Here is a 17347-nt window from a genome sequence, read left to right as displayed (position 1 = left end):
AGACGATAAATTCATGGCAGGTATACGCATAACAGGCATGGCCTCTGGGCTACCACCGAATATAGTCGATCAGCTGATGGATGCTGAGCGTATTCCTGTTAAGCAAATGGAAGAAAAGCGCGGCGAGAAGGACAGCAAACTTAAACTCGTCGGCGAGCTTGAGAGCAAGGTGAATGACATCACCAAGAACTTGGGTGAGCTCACAAGTAATGGCGGTTTTGCGGATAAGAAGTTTATCACGAGCGATAACTCGGTTGTTGATGGACAGCTTGATCCAGCGGTCGCGGTGCCAGGAAACTACTCTTTGGAAGTTTTGCAGTTGGCGGAAAAGCCTTCGGCAATTTCAAACGGTTTTCCAGACAAAAATGAAACTCAGATCGGTGTCGGCTATATCAAGTTCGAAACACCGGATGGAACGAAAGAAGTTTATATCAATGGGAAGAACTCTACATTGGAGGGCGTCTCTAAGCAGATCAACGCCGCGAATGTAGGATTGAAAGCCCAAGTGTTGGAGGACCATAAGGACAAGGAGAATCCGTTTAAGCTTTTGGTTTCGGGTTTGGGAACTGGGGACGACAAGCAAGTCACATTTCCAAAAATCTATCTGTTGGATGGCGATCAAGATATGTACTTTGATCAATCTCGTCCTTCAAAGAACGCAAGAGTAAAAGTTGACGGGTTTGAAATTGAACTTCCGGAAAACAAATCGACAGATTTGGTTCCAGGCGTGACGTTGGATTTGAAGTCTGCGGCTCCTGGAAAAACCATCAACATGACTGTGAAAGAAAACTTGGAAGTGATCAGCGGCAAAGTGAAAAGCTTTGTCGATGCTTACAACGCAGCATTGGGCTTTATCCAGAAGCAACATCAGTTGCAGCCGGGACCGAACGGAAAAAATCCGTCTTTGGGTCCTTTGGGCGGCGATGGATTGCTTCGCTCGATAGAGAGCACCCTGCGCCAAACGCTCTTGGCTCCGGTAAATGGTGTGCAGTCACCAATTACAAGAATCAGTGAGCTGGGTATTACTTTTAACAGAAACGGTACTTTGGATTTCAGCCAGGACAAGTTCAACAAGGTTCTGAATGCCAATCCACAAGGGGTGGCGGCTTTCTTTAGGGGTGATGGATTTGCGACAGGATTTGTGGCGACTGTGAAGAGAATGGTGGGAACACTTACGAACGGGCAGTTCGGGGGGATCTCGAACCGAAAACGAGGCTTGGAAAGCCAGATTAAGCAGATCAACTCACGGATCGATACGAAGGAAAGACAGCTCGAAAGAAAAGAAGACAGTTTGCGCATGAAGTTCGCAAACCTCGAGCAAAAGATGTCAGAGATGCAGGCTCAACAGGCGAAGTTTGCAGCAATGGCGAAACAGGGCGGCTAATCCCGCCTTACTGAATAGATAAGATGATTTTTTTAAGTTAAGGACGAAGAGGGGACAATGAACAAGAATGCATATCAGAAGTATAAGCAGACGTCAGTGCAAAGCGCGAGCCGCGAAAAGATCTTGTTGATGCTCTATGAAGGGGCGATCAAGTTCACGAAGTTGGCGATTAAAGCCATCGAAGAAAAGAAGATCGCTGATCGTGGAATGAATATCGGTCGGGCTTTTGACATCGTCATGGAGCTGAACAATACCCTGGACCACAAAGTGGGAGGGGACATCGCTTCTCAGCTGGAGCAGCTTTATATGTTCATGATGGAGCAATACACGAAAGCCAACATCAACGGAGATGCGGCACCTCTTCAAGCTAACTTGAAGCTATTGCAGACCCTCTATGATGGATGGGTGCAGGCAGTTGAAAAACTAAAAAGAGAAACTGAAGACTCAGATAAGAAAGCGGGCTAATTTTCATGGAGGGGAACATGACAAGAATCATCACGTTGCTGAACGAAAAAAATCATTATCTCGAAAAGTTCTACTCTTTGAATGAAGTGGAGTTGGCGAATTTTGCTCAAGGGCAATTCGATAACTTGCAGCATTTTTATCAAACTCGCGAAAGAATTCTGGATGTGCTGAAATACGTGGATGCACAAATCGAGAAGGCTCATGGCGAAATGGGTCCAAATGCAACTTTGACGGAAAATGATCGCACACAGGTTCGCGAAGCATTAAGCATCAAGGATGAATATGTGACTCGCATTATCGAACAGGACATTCAAGTACTGACTTGTATCGAAACTGCGAAAAATTCAATCATTAAGGAATTGCAGGAAGTTCGCCGTAATCGCAAAGGTATCAGCGGTTATAAAGTGAATACTTTCACAAACCGCCTTAATGAAGAAGCTTAGGTCTTACGACCAATAGACCGGTCTGGGAAAATTTTTCCCGACAAAAATATGACGGCGGGTTCGGTGAAAGAGTCAATATTGATGACGACTCCACGCTGAACTTGCCTCAGATTCAATAAAATCCAAGAAGAAGCATTGGCATCTGTGTTGCTCCATCATTTCGTCGGAGGAGATCCATGCAGATGTTGGAAAATCAGTTCGTTCAAAAGTCCAGTGACAAAATCACCGAGAATCAAGGTGAGAACTCATCTATAGAAAATTTCAATGAAGGCGCTGGCAGAATTTATTTTGACCCGCAACAGGCGATCGCGGATTTCGAATCGGAAATTCAAACAGATCTTCCAACACCGGCTCGTGACGCGAAAATTCCGACCTATCTGTTAAATGCTCGCATATTGGCAAAACACAGAGAGTATAAACTGGCATTGAATCTTTTGCGTGAAGCCAGCAATCGCGATTCAAACAATCCAGAGACTCTGAAGCTTTTGGCCTTCTGCTTGGACAAGACGGCTCGTCTGCAAGAAGCTTTGATCGTCAGAAAGAACTTAGTCACCGTAGACTATGGCTTTGAAAGCCTGTTCGGGTTGGCGACAGCTCTCTATAAAGTGGGACGCGATCAAGAAGCTCTAGATAAATATTTTGAAGCTCTTTCTGTATTAACAGAGGAAGATGACAATCTCTTCGAACTTTACAAAAACATGGGCAATATCTTTGTTCGCCAAGGCGACTTTGATGGTGCTGAAGAGTACTACAATAAAGCTTACACCGTGAACACTCAGTCCGACGTGTTATTGGTGAATTTCGGAACTTTGGAAGTGCAAAGAAATGACTTCGACAAATCTTTGTATTGCTTCCGTAAAGCTGTCGAAATTAATCCCGAAAATGATAAAGCGTGGGTCGGTTTGGCAATGGTTCACAACCAGTTTGGTGACAGTGAACTCGCTTGGGCAAACCTTGAAACTGCGCTGGATATCAAGCCTCAAAACAGAACGGCTGCACATCTGGCGGCGAACTGGGGATTGCGTGATGGCAAGACGTTGAAAGCCATTGAAGCTTTGCAAAACTATCTTGGTGAGGTTGAAGAGGACGAAGATATGTCTTTGGTTCTGATCAATCTTTTCTGCACCACCGGTCAGATCGACAAGGCCCTCCTGGAAATGGAAAGAGTGCTCTTGTGGAATCCGGATCATAAAGAAGTTCGCGCGCTTAAAAAGAAAATCACTTCATCGCAAAGGGCAGCATAATTATGTCTATGATTACTTTCTCAGAAAATCATGAATCTTCACTTATTTCTTTCGAAGAAGGCCAAGCTCTGGCTTCTTTGCGTGATCCTCGCGGTGAAGCTTTAAAATGGGTTTACTCTTTGGGGGCATTTCCTTCAAATCATGTGGTGATCGTAGGTCTTGGTTCAGGTTTTCATATTTCTGCTTTGGCAGATTTGGATCCTACGGTGCAAATCACGGTGGTGGACTCTCGTGAGTCTTTGATCCCGGTTTTTAGATCTCAATTCCCTGAGCTCGAAGGTCGCGTGAACATTCTAATTGCGGAAAATGTACAGGATTTGATGAAGTCAGATCTTTATGCGGATGTTGTGCGTGATCGTGCTTATGTGATTTCATTCCGTGAGTGCTGGGGCAGCCAGGTGAATCTGTATTCAGAGTTCTTCGCCCATTTGACCGGCAGAACGACGGAATCAGTAAAGTTTCATTTTGCTGAATTTGGAATCAATATGAAAGCTTTGTATTTCCAAAGCAATAATCTTCTTTCAATTAAAGATGTGCTTCCTGTCGTGGAGGCCTCAGTCATGCCCGAAAATAAAAAACAAATTTTTAGAGCTCTTGGCGAGCTGGTGAAATAGGCGTTTGGGCTTTGGAGTTAAATAGATGAAAATATTGGTCGTCTCTTTATTGCGTTTGGGTGACATCATTCAGCAGGAACCCCTGTTGCGTGGTCTTCGCGAGAAACATCCCGATGCTGAGATTCATGTCCTGCTCAATAAACAGTTTGCGAGCATCGAAAGATTGCTTTCGGGTGTGGTGGATCGTTATTTCACCTTTGATCGGGAATCTCTCCAAAGAGGCTTGGGTGAAGCTGAATTCAATATTCTTTGGTCCTATAATCAATTGGAAGCTTTGGTAAACCAATTGAATGGGCAGAACTATGATCAAGTTCTTAACTTCACTCACAATAAACTCAGTGCTTATTTGATAGGGGCTGTGACCTCTCCGGATAAACGCGGATTGTACCAGGACAATGGAAAGTTCCAAGGTTTGGAAAACCGTTGGCTTCGTTATTTTAACGATCGCTTTTCTGGAACGCAAAAATCCCTCTTTCATTATATTGAGTTGTTGGGTAATTCCTTCGACATCCCAACTCCCAAAAAAGCTCTTGTTCAGACCGAGAGTAAAAAGAAGTCCAAGGTGGTTTTGTTTCAATGCCTTACCAGCGATGTGAAGAAGAACTGGGGCTTGGACAATTTCCAGCAACTGAAAAGAACAATTGAAAATGGACTTGTTGATTACAAAGTCAGTATTTTGGGGGCTTCTTTCGAACGCGAGCAGTTGTCGAAGGTCTTTGCTGACGATGATTTGGTGATTTGTGATTTGGTGGAAGCCAAAGCTCATTTGCAAAATGCGGCGCTTTTAGTGACTGGTGATACCAGTATTAAACATTTGGCGGCTCAGATCGGAACTCCGGTGGTGGAAATTGCCATTGGCAGCAGTGACCCTTCAAAGACCTCCGCCTTTACAGATGCGAGTCGAATTCTGACAAGTGCGGTGCCTTGCGCCCCGTGCAACCACTCTCAAGCTTGCACACAAAAATCACATCTTTGTGCGGATGATCTAAGTGTAGATCAGGTTTTTGCGGCGGTGTGGGACCAACTTGGCGGGGAGAAGCCAAAGAAAGCTTCACAGGTTCGCGATTTCGAACGCGCCGTGTGGAGTCTTTATCTGAACAGAGGACATCAGGAAATTGAACCTTTGTATCTGCAAGCAGCGCAAAAATTTAATCAGGAGACCTCGAACCTCCCTGAGATCCTTGTGGAGTCTAAGAAGAAGGCTCAGCAATTGAATTCTTGGTTGGAGCGCGCAGAAAGAGCTTTGCCTTCGCGTGAAAGTCTTCTGGCCAAGAAGGCGGTTCAATCCAGTGAACTGGCGGAACTGATTATGGTGGGGCAGGACATCCTGCGCTCAAAACAAGATGACGCGGGCTATTTCCAAAATTTCTTGGAAAGCCTGGTTGGAAGATTCTCGCACCCGGTGCAGATCTATGACCGCGTTCATCAAGCTCTCGAAGAAGTGCGAGAGCTTATTGAAATTAGAAATAACTTAACTCGCTACTTAGAATTCCTCTCCACGGAAGGAGCCTACTATGCAACAGGAATTGGACAATTATCTATCGGTGGCTTTGAAGAAACTCGAGCAGGCCTACAACGAACTGACGAACAGTCAGTCCTACAACGCAGAAGCCGAGAACTTGAAACTTTTGAGTGAACTAGCAAAGGAACAGGTTAAAGATGAAAATTCTAATACTTCAGCTCGCTAGACTGGGTGATATTTATATGAGCTGGCCTGCTGTGCGGGCCGTACGCCGTTTGCATCCTGATGCAGAGATTCATTTCCTGACTCGCCCCCGTTTTGAAGGAGCGGTGGAAGGGTTGACGGCGATTGATAAGCATTTGTCATTATCAAGTGGCAACATCCTGGCGCCACTTGTTCAAGAGAATGCCGACCTCAATGAAGCTCTGCAAAGAATGAGTGATTTCACAGCGCCCTTGCAGGCTGAAAAGTATGATTGGATTATCAATCTGACTTTTTCACCTTTCTCGAGCTATCTGACCCACGCGCTTTCCTCTGAAACAACGAGGGTGAGTGGCTATACGCGCTTTGATGACGGTTATTTCCGTCCCGCTGATGATATGAGCGCCTATTTTTATGCACAGGTGGGTATTAACAAGCCAAACCGTGTGCATCTTGCGGATATTTTCGCTGCCATGCTGGATATCGAATACATTGAGGAGGATTGGGCTGCGCCAGAAATCAAAGCTCATAACTTCAATCTGCCAGAGAACTACATGGTCCTGCATGTGGGCGCGAGTGAAAAACACAAAGCTTTGTCTTCGACAACCTGGGCGACCGCTTTGCAGCAAATTGCAGATGCTCATCCTAATGCGGCAGTTGTGTTGATCGGTGCGGGGGCAGAGCAAATTTACGCTCGAGAGATTATTTCGCAGTGTTCAGGTCTTCGCATTTTCGACCTTGTCGGGCGCACACAAATTTCAGATTTGTTTGCAGTCATCAAAGGATCTGATTTGTTAATTGGATGTGACAGCGCGCCGATTCACATTGCTTCTTTGACGGACACTCCGACAATGAATATCAGTGTTGGCAATGTCAATTTCTGGGAAACCGGTCCGAAAGCAAGTTTGTCTTTCATCTTGAGAGGTGAAACCGAACAAGATCTTTCCGGAGACAGAATTGGTTCCGCAATTAACCAGCTTTTGGCGGGGATCGTCGATCAGGATCTGGTCATTCGTACTTCGGGCCTTGTCAGCTATGCCAAGGAGGACGAAACAGCGATTGAAGCTTTCCAATGGAACTTGGTTCAAGCCATTTACCTTGGTGGGCGTTATCCAATGGCAGAGCGTTTGGAGGTGATCCAAGCGGCCATGAAGCTTCAAGATGTTAATAACTTCATGATTGAGCAGTTCAATTTGATCTCAGTGCTGGGACTTGAAAAAGTGGCGCCTTTGATCGAGCAGGGCGAAGAAATCATTAAAACGATTAGCCGAATCGTCCCTGAGATGAGTCCTCTTATTAACTGGTACCATGCAGAGAAAATCCGCGTGGCACCGGGCACTCAAGAGGAAATTCGCACCGCAACTTTGAATGTCCATGAACGCTTTAATCAGCAACTTCGAGCCTATATTCCTCAAGAAGAAGAAAAGAAGGCGGAGGTTGTTGATGGAACGCTTTAAAGTATCTGGCGAAGAGCTAAGAAATTTTTATAACGGCAATGTTGATCTTTCTCGCGTCTTTAAAGATATCGAGAATGATCTTCGTTCCACCAATCAAGTGGTTTGTCGTTATGTGATCAACGGCCTTGAGATCAGTGAATCCGATGAAAAGCGTTTCGGAACTGTGACATTGGAGCAAATTGAAACTCTTGAGTATTTGACTGAGAACAGCAACGACTTGATGAGTTCAGTCTTGCGCGGTTGGATTGAGGCTCTTCCTGAGTTGATGCAACGAACGGAAAACCTTTCGAAGCGTATGCGCGCCCAGGGATTGAGTGGTCTGCTAAAGCCCATTCATGATCTCGTGCAAAACTGTGAGTTCCTGATTGATAGCGTAATGTCCTTGAAAGAACTTATGGGCGACCAGTTCTTGGTAGCTAGTCCAGTGGATTGGCTCAAAGCTGAGAATGAAAGCAAGAAAACGGTTTTGGAAGCTTTGCGCGCTTTGGAAAATAAGGATTTTGTTCTTTTAGCGGATGTCCTAGAGTATGATCTAAACAACGTTCTGCAAATGTGGTTTGAGCATTTGCAGGCTTTGGAGAAATCACTCAATGGGGAATACTCAGGACCTACTGTCCAATCCAAACAGACTGGATCCGATACTGTGGGTCGGAAACGTATCGCCAATTAGGCTTCCTCGCTTCTTTCCTTTTCAAAAAAGGGAAGTTGAGATCATCATCAGGGCTTCCGTCCAGGAAGCTCTGCCGCTTTTACAAACTCAGAAATTTTCCTCGATCTTAGTCCAGGATTCCGGCACCGGTGACGGCCTGGAGTTGTTGGTGCAGGCGCGCCTATATCAGCCGATGGCCCCTCGTTTTTATATTTCATCTGATCTGTCTGAAGAAGAGGTGCGCGAGGGGATTAATAAGGCGCAAGTCTATCGCTTTATTCGTTGGCCGCTCACAGAGCGCGAGGTGTGGGCACAGCTTGAAGATGCTTTGCAGACGCACTCCATGTTTTTCTCTCGCTCTTTGCTGCTAAGAGAGTCCTCGCATCAGAATAAGCAACTCGAAGCTTTGACCCATTCCTTGGAAGCCATGGTTGATGAAAGAACTCAGTACATCGAGATGTCGCATCAGGAAGAGGGAGATAAGCTCAATCGTGAAAGACAGCTTTTAAGGTTTATCAAGGACTTGGCGACGCAGACTTCCTTTGAAGACATTCTGGTGATCTTAAGAAAAGAGATTCGCAAGTTTCATAAGATTGGCGATCCCATTTTGGCCTATCGATTGGAAGAGGCCAAAACAGTTTTCATGAGCTTTCAGCTTGGAAATCTTACGCAAACTGAATCTACTGTCAGTTTTGAATTCCCGAAGTCGGCCCAGGTTCCAAGTGCAGAGTTGGTGCGCTATTTCGCAAATCACTTTGGACGTCCTTTTGTAAAGGCCTACGTGGTGCCCTTAGAGCTTCGCCTCACCAATCATCTTTTGGGTGGCAAGGGTGAAGCCATTCTGTGTATCGAGAATTCTTTAAGCGATAAAGAGATGGGACCCTTCATTGATTTTATGACGGATCGAATGCGCCCTTTGAGCATGGCCTTGGACCGTGTTCTTTTGGAAAATCAACTTTCAGCGTTCTCGTACCGTTGGGAGAAAACCTTCGACGGCATGCGGGATCCGATTGCGATCGTGGATATTGACTACAGCGTGGTTCGCGCCAATCGTAAATTTAGTGATAAGTTTCTGCAAAACAAATGCTACGAAAGTTTCGCACATGGAAAAAGCGTGTGCGAAGGGTGCCCGGTTTCGCAAGCCCTCAAAGAGGGCAAGCCCCAAAGTGGGCAGATCCAAGTGGATGGTCGCATCTTTCAGGTGCACAGTTATCCGGTGCAGTTTGACCAGGGCGGCAATCCTACGAATGTAGTGAATCAGTATGTCGATATCACCCAGTCACGTGAACTCTATTTGCGAATGCTGCAGAATGAAAAGATGGGCGCGATTGGTTTGTTGGCTGGAAACATTGCCCATGAGCTTAATAATCCTCTGACAGGTTTGCGCTCTTTGAGTCAGGTGCTATTGCAGGAAGCTGATCAAAAATCGCATCTCTATTCGGATTTGCTGGAAATTGAAAAGGCCACGGCACGTTCACAACGAATCATCAAAAACCTCCTCGACTTTTCAAAAGGTGAAGACCAGCCGGCTGAATATATTAGCGTGGATGAGATTGTGGAAAGAACTTTGCCAATGGTGAAGTCGGCTCTGCGCACACATCGTCTTGACGTGAATTTGCAGACTCTGGATAAGACTGTTCTGGTGGAGCCGCATTTGGTACAGCAAGTGGTGTTCAATCTAATTAACAATGCTTGTCAGGCGATGAAGGATCCAGGTCGTTTGAGTGTGAGTTCTCGCCAAGACGGCAATAAAATTGTTTTGGAAATTGAAGACACGGGACCTGGCATCCCGGTGGAAATTCAGCGTCGTATTTTTGAGCCCTTCTTCACGACAAAAAAAGAAGGACATGGCACGGGTCTTGGGTTAAGTATGTCTAAGTCTATCATCGAGAAATTCGGTGGTGGCATTGAGGTGCGAAACATAAAACCTCATGGGGCCTGTTTTGTAATAACCCTTCCGCAGAAAAGTCTTTAGGGCTTAAGTTATTGTGAGGTTATTGTGAAGTTTTTGGTGATTGATGATGAGGCTCTTGTTCGCAGATCTCTGAGTCGTGCATTGCGCTCAAAAGGCCATGAGGTCATTGAGGCCGTGGATGGCAATGATGGACTGGAACAATGGAAGAAGGTTCATCCGGATCTGGTTTTTTTAGATGTCTTGATGCCCGGTCTGAATGGGCCCGAGGTTCTTAAAGAGATGGGGCATCTGCGTTCTGGAAAGGTTGTCCTGATGTCAGCTTTTGCCGGAGAGCATAATATGGAGACGGCTCAGCAGATGGGCGCCGATGTCTTCGTACCGAAGCCATTTGAAGATATATTCGCTATCGTAAAGATGGCTGAGGATTTGTTGTCATGAGAATTATTGCAGGAAAATATCGTGGACATCAGTTGGTGGCGTTTAAGGCCGATCATATTCGTCCCACCACCGACCGCGTGAAGGAAACATTATTCAATAAACTCCAGTTTGATATTGGGGATGCCAAAGTTGCTGATCTTTTCTGTGGGACAGGCAATTTGGGAATCGAAGCACTTTCCCGTGATGCCAGGTTTTGTACCTTTGTAGAAAAGAATCCCAAGTCTTTAACGATCACCCGCCAAAACCTGGAAAAACTGAAAGTGCCGCCGGGCTCTTACAAAATCGTTAATATGGATGTCATTTCATTTTTGAAAGCATACACCGGGGAAGCTTTTGATATTATCTTTGCCGATCCGCCATTTACTGAAAAAATGGCTCACGATGTGATGGAAGCTGCCAGTACCAGTGCTGCTTTCGGACCGAATACTCAGTTGGCGATTGAGTCGCAAGCAAAAGAAAGAATGGAAGATCGTTATGGATCTTTAGTTCGTTTTAGTAAAAAAGATTACGGCGATAAGTATTTGAGTATGTTCTGTCACGAAAGCGCTCTGAAGGAAGAAGAAGATCATGAGTAAGATTGCAGTCTACCCTGGAAGTTTTGATCCGATCACAATGGGGCATGTGGATATTATTAATCGAATGTCGCCACTTTATGATCAAGTGATCGTGTTGGTCGCAGAGTCTTCTCAAAAGAGTGCTTTGTTTACACTGGAAGAACGAAAAGTTTTGATTGAGAAATCTTTGTCGCACTTAAAAAACGTCAAAGTGGATTTTTTCAAAGGTTTGACCACGGATTATATGAAAAAGCACAACGCTCAAGTCATCGTCAGAGGGTTGCGTGCGGTGGTTGATTTTGAATATGAAATGACGATGGCGAATATGAATAAGAAAATTGCGCCAGAGATAGAAACGCTTCTGGTGTTCGCCAGCCCCGAGTACTACTACATCTCATCTCGCGGTGTGAAAGAATTGGCCTTTAATGGTGGTGCTTTGACCGACTTGGTTCCCGATGTGGTTATTGATGCGATGGCGAAGAAATTGAAAAAGTAGCTGCAGAAGCAGTGGGCAAAATAGGAGTCGAACTTGGTTCAACTATCGAAAAGAGCGCAAAATCTGAAAACGTCTCCGACCCTTTTCCTGGTGGCAAAAGCCAAGGAACTTGCGGCCCAGGGACATGATGTGATTTCTTTGACGGTAGGAGAGCCAGATTGGCCGACTTTTGATATTCCTTCGAAAGCGGGAATTGAAGCTATTGAAAAAGGTATTACGAAATACACTCCGGCCAATGGAACCGTCGAACTTCGTCAGGCTATTGGTGTAAAGATTAAGAATGAATTGGGCCAGGCCTATTCGACAAAAGAAATCACCGTGGCCTCCGGTGCAAAGTATATCGTTTTCGCAGCCTTGCAGATGATTTGCTCTCCTGGCGATGAGGTGATCATTGCGACACCTTATTGGGTCAGCTACCCCACAATGGTAGAACTGGCGGATGGCGTTCCTCATATTGTTGAATGCGGCGAAGATGAAAACTTTAAGATCACTCCTGAAAAACTAGAAAAAGCCATTAACGCCAGAACCAAAGGCTTCTTGTTTTGTTCGCCCAGCAATCCGACGGGCTTGTTATATTCTGCGGAAGAGCTGAAGGCACTTGCAGATGTTTTAAGAAGACATCCTCAGGTGGTTGTGATCTCCGATGATATGTACAACCGCTTGGTGTTCGATGGAACAACTGTAGCTCCGCATATTTTGCAAGTGGCACCGGATCTGCGTGATCGCACGGTTGTTGTGAATGGTGGTTCGAAGGCTTACTCTATGACCGGTTGGAGAATCGGTTGGGCGGCGGGCCCTGAAAAGCTCATCACCGCAATGGCCGACTATCAAAGCCAATCGACGGGATCGCCTTCAAGTATCTCACAGCACGCCGCTGTGGCTGCTCTTAAAAACTGTGAACCAGATATTGCGGAAGTGGTAAAAAAATTGATCGCAAGAAAAGACTCGGGCTTGGCAGAGTTTGCAAGCATTCCACAATTCAAAGTCGCCAACCCGGAAGGTGCTTTTTACTATTGGGTGGATATCAAAGCCTGCTTGGGAAAAAACTTTGGTGATCGCCATATTCGCACCTCCAAAGACTTCTGTGATATTTTACTCGAGAAGTTCTTTGTAGCGACCGTTCCTGGAGTCGAGTGCGGTTCTGAGGGATTCATGCGCTTGAGTTTTGCGGTTTCGGAAGAGACCATGAAGCGTGCGATCACTCGTATGAAAGATTTCATTTCTCAGCTATCATAAAAAAATGATTGAGGAAACTTGATCGAGATCAAAGAAAATGGGCCTTTGCGAAGTATAGAATAATCTAAACGCAAAGAGGGCCCATGCTTAAGACACTCAATTTAAAAAGAAAGATACTTCTTCTCATGTTTATCCCCTTTTTCCTTAGCGGAGTGGTGGGGGGTAAATTGGCCCGGGAAGCACTTCACGATGTGGATGAAGCCAGCCAGCTTATTCGGCATAGTTCTGCGTTCGTAGCCTTTTCTCATTTAACTCATAATATGCAGAAGGAAAGAGCCCGAAGTAGTCTTTTCTTAGGGAAGAATTTATCCTTGGAGGAACTCAATCAAGTTCGCAAAGAGACAGATATACTTCTTGATCAAGCTGATAAAGAGTTGATTCAAACGCGTCTGGATAGCAAAAGCCTGGAGGCTTGGAAACCACTAAAATCGAACCTGGAAAATTTAAGAAGGAGCATTAACGACAGTGTCATTGATGCCCCTCAGTCGTCTGAACAGTATAGCAGATCCATTGCATCAATATTGAAAGTTCAGGTGGGACTTTCTCGTACTGTCACTTTTCGAGGATTTGAAAATCATATTTTGGCTCTGGCAATTTTCAACACAGCTAAAGAGTCGGCCGGGCAGCTGCGTGCGCAAGTCATTAGTATTCTGACCGAGGACAAAGCTCTAACCGCTCAGCAAATCGGTCGTTTGAATGCATTGAGAGTCGGTATGCTGGTCAATCTGAACTCACCGGCTATGGATGTATCACCACAAGGCATGGCCGAAATTGAGTCTTTTGTGAACTCTGAGAGCTGGAAAAAGGTTCTTCATGTCGTTGATGGTGTGAATGAAAAGTCAGGTGCAGGACACTATGGTTTTGATCCGAAGGAGTTTTATACAGCTATTACTTCCTCTTTGGATTTGATGAACGATTTGATTGATCGGGAAAGCGCAAGATCTTCTGCTGCCTTGCAAACGGAGGCAAAGGCGATTACGTCAACGATCTACCTTTCGCTGGGGCTCGCGGCTTTGATTCTTTTGGCGACGGTAGGACTTGTTTTAAAAACTGTTCATTCTTTGGTGAAAAGCATCGACGGCGCGATGCAGACTCTTCATGAAATTGCCCTCGAGGTTGCCACCGCGAGTGATCTTTTAGCGAACTCCAGCCAGCAAGTTTCTGAAGGAACCACGGAAACTGCAGCCTCCTTGGAAGAGACTGTGGCTTCGGTCGAAGAATTAACCAGTATTGCCCGGGAAACAGCAAAAAGAGCTGAACTGGCAGCTTCATTGTCAAGTGATGGAGCCTTGAAGGCTGAAGAGGGCGAATCTCATACAGACAATTTGGTCAAATCCATGAGCGAAATCACCGGGGATTCTAAGAAAATTCAGGAAATTATTGCTGTCATTGATGATCTGGCATTCCAAACAAATTTGCTGGCATTGAATGCGGCCGTAGAGGCCGCTAGGGCTGGTGAGCAGGGCAAAGGCTTTGCCGTTGTGGCGGATGCGGTTCGTTCTTTGGCGCAAAAAAGTGCATCGGCGGCCAAAGACATCAGTTCGCTGATTTCAACCAGTGTCGCAGGAATTGAGCGCGGGACCAACATCGTTGAAGTCAGTGGGACCTCGTTGCGAGAGCTGGCACAAGGGATCCGTAAAATAAACACCTTAAACGTGGAAATTAACAGCGTCAGTCAAGAGCAGGCAACGGGATTTTCTCAGATTGCGGAAGCCATGAATCAACTTGATTCTGCGACTCAGGGAAACGCCGCCGCCGCGGAAGAAGTCTCAGCCTTAAGTAGCAAGATGTCAGGTCATGGGCGCAGTCTGTTGGTGGTGGTGAACGGTCTGAATCTCATCGTTAACGGTCAAAATAAGAATATCCACTGACGGCTCTTGCTGGAATTTTCGTTCAATTCTTGATTCAAATCATTTTTATAGGGCTTCTTCCTGATTAATATCCAGTTATATTTAAAGGAGTCTCCATGTTATCAAAGTCAGCCGCGAAGAAGTTCTTTCTTATTGGTACGGTTGTTTGTTCAGGTTGTTTCGTCTTGTTGACTGTAGATACTGTCCAAAAGGTGCCGCAGCAAAGTCATGCTGAAAATATCACTCCCGAAGTCATTCACGGAAAGGATCTGTGGGATCATAACAACTGTATGGGGTGTCACACTATTATGGGCGAGGGAGCTTATTATGCTCCGGAGTTAACTAAGGTCTATGAACGTCGAGGGCCGATTTTCATTAAGTCCATGTTAAAGGATCCTCAAGCCATGTTCCCGGGGCAAAGGAACATGCAAAAGTATAATTTCACAGAAACCGAGATTGATTCCTTGGTCGCATTTTTAAAGTGGATCGGAGAAGTAGACCTTAATGGCTTCCCTAAAAAACCGGATCTAGTTCCTGCGGCGCCGACAGCAAACACCGCACAGCTTTCAGAACTGCCACTGCCAACGAAACCCGCTGTTTTCGATCAAGTATGCGTGGCTTGCCATGCTCTTCAGGGGAAAGGTGGAGCCGTCGGCCCCGTACTGGATGGTGTGGGAAATCGTCGTAATCATGATTTCTTAGTGTCCTGGCTAAAAGATCCGCTGGCAGTCAAGGCAGATTCAAAAATGCCGAAGCTGCCCCTCACAGATGAACAGGTTCAAGAGTTAGCAAATTTCCTTTCACAGTTGAAGTAAGGGCTCCGTCATGAAATTTAAAACACAAAAAATTGCATATTATTTTTTCGCCGTGTGTATGTTGCTGCTAACGCTGCAGATTGTTTATGGCTTCATCATGGGATTCGCCCACATGGGGTATGACAATCTTCACAGTATCATACCCTTCCATACCGCTCGGGCGACGCACACCAATCTTTTGGTGATGTGGCTCTTGGCGGGGTTCATGGGGTCTGCATACTACATTATTCCCGAAGAATCCGGCCGTGATCTTATTTTTCCTAAATTGGCGTTGGTGCAGCTCGGGGCTTTTGTTGCTGTGGGAGTTACGGCAATTATCGGGTTTCATTTTAACTGGTGGGAAGGTCGTAAGTTCTTGGAGATTCCACGTCCCTTGGACTATTTGGTGGTCGTCGACGTCTTGCTGTTCATTTTCCTGATCGGTGGAACTATTTGGAAGGGCAAAAGATATAGCACCACGAGCATGGTGCTCTTTTTCGGTTTGTTAAGTGCCGCTCTTCTTTATCTTCCGGGCATGATTCCTACGACAAATCAAACCATGGATTCCTACTGGAGATGGTGGGTTGTGCATCTGTGGGTTGAGGGGGTTTGGGAGTTGATCATGGGCGCGATTCTTAGCTTCTTGTTGATTAAATTGACGGGGGTCGATCGCGAGATCATTGAAAAATGGCTCTATGTCATCGTGGGTTTCACGTTCTTGTCGGGAATTCTTGGGACGGGCCATCACTACTATTTCATCGGGACTCCTCGTTATTGGCTGATGATTGGTGGAATCTTTGGTGCTCTAGAGCCCCTCGCTTTCCTTGGCATGGCGATGTATGCGATTGCGATGGCTAAAAAAGGCGGACGACAACATCCCAATAAACTGGCTCTGACTTGGACCATCGGCTGCGCTGTGATGTCCTTTGTAGGGGCGGGATTTCTTGGATTCGCGCACACTCTGCCACAGGTGAATATCTACACTCATGGAACCTTGGTCACTGCGATGCATGGACATTTAGCGTTCTGGGGTGCTTATGCGATGTTGATCTTTGCGATGATTGCCTACGCACTTCCGAATTTGACGGGCCGAAAGCTCTTTGACAGTGGCTGGAGCGTCTTTGCCTTTTGGGCTTCGAATATTGGTATGGTGGCGATGACCTTGGCGTTTGGTGTGGCGGGGATTGCACAAGTTTATTTAGAGCGGCGTATGGGAATGGATTTTCTTTTGGTGCAAAAGGAAATTCAGGTCCACTTTTTAGGATTGGTACTTGCGGCGGCCTTATTCAGTCTCGGAATCTTCGCGTTTATTTGGATATTTATTAAGTATGGACCTCCCAAAGGAAAAATAGAACATGCTAAAGCCACAAATTAAATATCCTTACTATGAAGCTGTTGGCGACGAAGAGTTAGTGCTTCAATGTGCTTATCGAAATTGTCTTCCTTTGATGCTCAAGGGGCCAACAGGTTGTGGAAAGTCGAGATTTGTTGAGGCCATGGCGGCAAGATTGGGCCGCCCACTTATTTCTGTTGCTTGCAATGAAGACACGTCGGCAACGGATTTACTTGGGCGGTATCTCATTCAAGGGGGGGATACGGTTTGGCAGGATGGCCCAGTGACACGCGCTTTGCGTGAGGGCGCGATACTTTATTTAGATGAAATTTCAGAGGCTCGGGAAGACGTCATCGTGGTCTTGCATCCTCTCACGGATCATCGGCGTACAATCACTTTGGATAAGCGCAACGAAGAAATTAAAGCCTCTCCGGAATTTATGTTGATCGTGAGTTTCAATCCCGGATATCAAAAAGGACTGAAGGAATTAAAGCCTTCGACGCGGCAAAGATTTGTCGCCATACACTTTGACTATCCCAAGGCAGAGCTTGAAACCGAGATTGTCAGCAAGGAAGCGCAGTGCTCTCTTGAGATCGCAAAAAAACTAGTGAAGTTCGGTCATAAAATTCGCAACCTCAAAGAGTTGGGATTGACTGAAACCGCATCCACTCGGCTTCTGGTTGATGCTGGTAAACTTATGAGGGACGGCCTGGAGGCGCGCTTGGCATGTGATGTGGCCATCATACAACCTCTTACAGATGATGGAGATGTCATGATAGCCCTGCGGGACGTGGCTGCCATGATATTTTAAC

17 protein-coding genes are annotated in these 17347 nt (G+C 45.9%); all 17 read left to right on the top strand.

Going from position 1 to position 17347, the window contains the following annotated elements; all coding sequences use genetic code 11:
• Positions 1 to 13: 13 nt before the first annotated feature.
• Positions 14 to 1384: a flagellar filament capping protein FliD gene (fliD, locus tag NWE73_RS11280; protein ID WP_277578428.1), complete on the top strand. Its 1371-nt coding sequence runs from the start codon at positions 14 to 16 to the stop codon at positions 1382 to 1384.
• 57 nt (positions 1385 to 1441) lie between these two features.
• The gene (fliS, locus tag NWE73_RS11275; RefSeq protein ID WP_277578427.1) at positions 1442 to 1849 is read left to right on the top strand and encodes a flagellar export chaperone FliS; all 408 of its coding nucleotides are present in this window, start codon (positions 1442 to 1444) and stop codon (positions 1847 to 1849) included.
• Between the two features lie 17 nt (positions 1850 to 1866).
• On the top strand, positions 1867 to 2292 hold the full coding sequence (locus tag NWE73_RS11270) for a flagellar protein FliT (RefSeq protein WP_277578426.1): 426 nt from the start codon (positions 1867 to 1869) through the stop codon (positions 2290 to 2292).
• Between the two features lie 176 nt (positions 2293 to 2468).
• Positions 2469 to 3536, top strand: a complete 1068-nt coding sequence (locus tag NWE73_RS11265) for a tetratricopeptide repeat protein (RefSeq protein ID WP_277578425.1) — start codon at positions 2469 to 2471, stop codon at positions 3534 to 3536.
• A gap of 8 nt (positions 3537 to 3544) precedes the next feature.
• A complete protein-coding gene (locus NWE73_RS11260) occupies positions 3545 to 4150 on the top strand; it encodes a polyamine aminopropyltransferase (protein WP_277578424.1) in 606 nt (201 codons plus the stop codon).
• A 25-nt stretch (positions 4151 to 4175) separates the two neighbouring features.
• Positions 4176 to 5786, top strand: coding sequence for a glycosyltransferase family 9 protein (locus NWE73_RS11255; protein ID WP_277578423.1), 1611 nt, complete (start codon positions 4176 to 4178; stop codon positions 5784 to 5786).
• A 23-nt stretch (positions 5787 to 5809) separates the two neighbouring features.
• Complete coding sequence (locus NWE73_RS11250) at positions 5810 to 7270, top strand: glycosyltransferase family 9 protein (protein WP_277578422.1); 1461 nt, start codon at positions 5810 to 5812, stop codon at positions 7268 to 7270.
• The gene (locus NWE73_RS11245) at positions 7257 to 7940 is read left to right on the top strand and encodes a hypothetical protein (protein ID WP_277578421.1); all 684 of its coding nucleotides are present in this window, start codon (positions 7257 to 7259) and stop codon (positions 7938 to 7940) included. Before NWE73_RS11250 ends, NWE73_RS11245 begins: the two co-directional genes overlap by 14 nt.
• Before the next feature lie 148 nt (positions 7941 to 8088).
• Entirely contained in the window at positions 8089 to 9894 is a 1806-nt protein-coding gene (locus NWE73_RS11240) for a PAS domain-containing sensor histidine kinase (RefSeq protein ID WP_277578420.1), read from the top strand.
• A 24-nt stretch (positions 9895 to 9918) separates the two neighbouring features.
• The gene (locus NWE73_RS11235; protein ID WP_277578419.1) at positions 9919 to 10272 is read left to right on the top strand and encodes a response regulator; all 354 of its coding nucleotides are present in this window, start codon (positions 9919 to 9921) and stop codon (positions 10270 to 10272) included.
• On the top strand, positions 10269 to 10847 hold the full coding sequence (rsmD, locus tag NWE73_RS11230; RefSeq protein ID WP_277578418.1) for a 16S rRNA (guanine(966)-N(2))-methyltransferase RsmD: 579 nt from the start codon (positions 10269 to 10271) through the stop codon (positions 10845 to 10847). The genes NWE73_RS11235 and rsmD overlap by 4 nt, the downstream gene beginning before the upstream one ends.
• The gene (coaD, locus tag NWE73_RS11225) at positions 10840 to 11322 is read left to right on the top strand and encodes a pantetheine-phosphate adenylyltransferase (RefSeq protein WP_277578417.1); all 483 of its coding nucleotides are present in this window, start codon (positions 10840 to 10842) and stop codon (positions 11320 to 11322) included. The genes rsmD and coaD overlap by 8 nt, the downstream gene beginning before the upstream one ends.
• Positions 11323 to 11355: 33 nt before the next feature.
• Complete coding sequence (locus NWE73_RS11220) at positions 11356 to 12558, top strand: pyridoxal phosphate-dependent aminotransferase (protein ID WP_277578416.1); 1203 nt, start codon at positions 11356 to 11358, stop codon at positions 12556 to 12558.
• 83 nt (positions 12559 to 12641) lie between these two features.
• Complete coding sequence (locus NWE73_RS11215) at positions 12642 to 14429, top strand: methyl-accepting chemotaxis protein (RefSeq protein WP_277578415.1); 1788 nt, start codon at positions 12642 to 12644, stop codon at positions 14427 to 14429.
• 95 nt (positions 14430 to 14524) lie between these two features.
• Positions 14525 to 15223, top strand: a complete 699-nt coding sequence (locus NWE73_RS11210) for a c-type cytochrome (protein WP_277578414.1) — start codon at positions 14525 to 14527, stop codon at positions 15221 to 15223.
• Between the two features lie 10 nt (positions 15224 to 15233).
• Entirely contained in the window at positions 15234 to 16577 is a 1344-nt protein-coding gene (locus tag NWE73_RS11205; protein ID WP_277578413.1) for a cbb3-type cytochrome c oxidase subunit I, read from the top strand.
• Positions 16558 to 17346, top strand: a complete 789-nt coding sequence (locus NWE73_RS11200; RefSeq protein ID WP_277578412.1) for a CbbQ/NirQ/NorQ/GpvN family protein — start codon at positions 16558 to 16560, stop codon at positions 17344 to 17346. Before NWE73_RS11205 ends, NWE73_RS11200 begins: the two co-directional genes overlap by 20 nt.
• Position 17347 lies beyond the last annotated feature (1 nt).

This window comes from Bdellovibrio svalbardensis (assembly GCF_029531655.1).
Taxonomy (GTDB): domain Bacteria; phylum Bdellovibrionota; class Bdellovibrionia; order Bdellovibrionales; family Bdellovibrionaceae; genus Bdellovibrio; species Bdellovibrio svalbardensis.
Note: the sequence above shows the minus strand (reverse complement) of the source record. Positions and strands in the feature narration are given on the sequence as shown.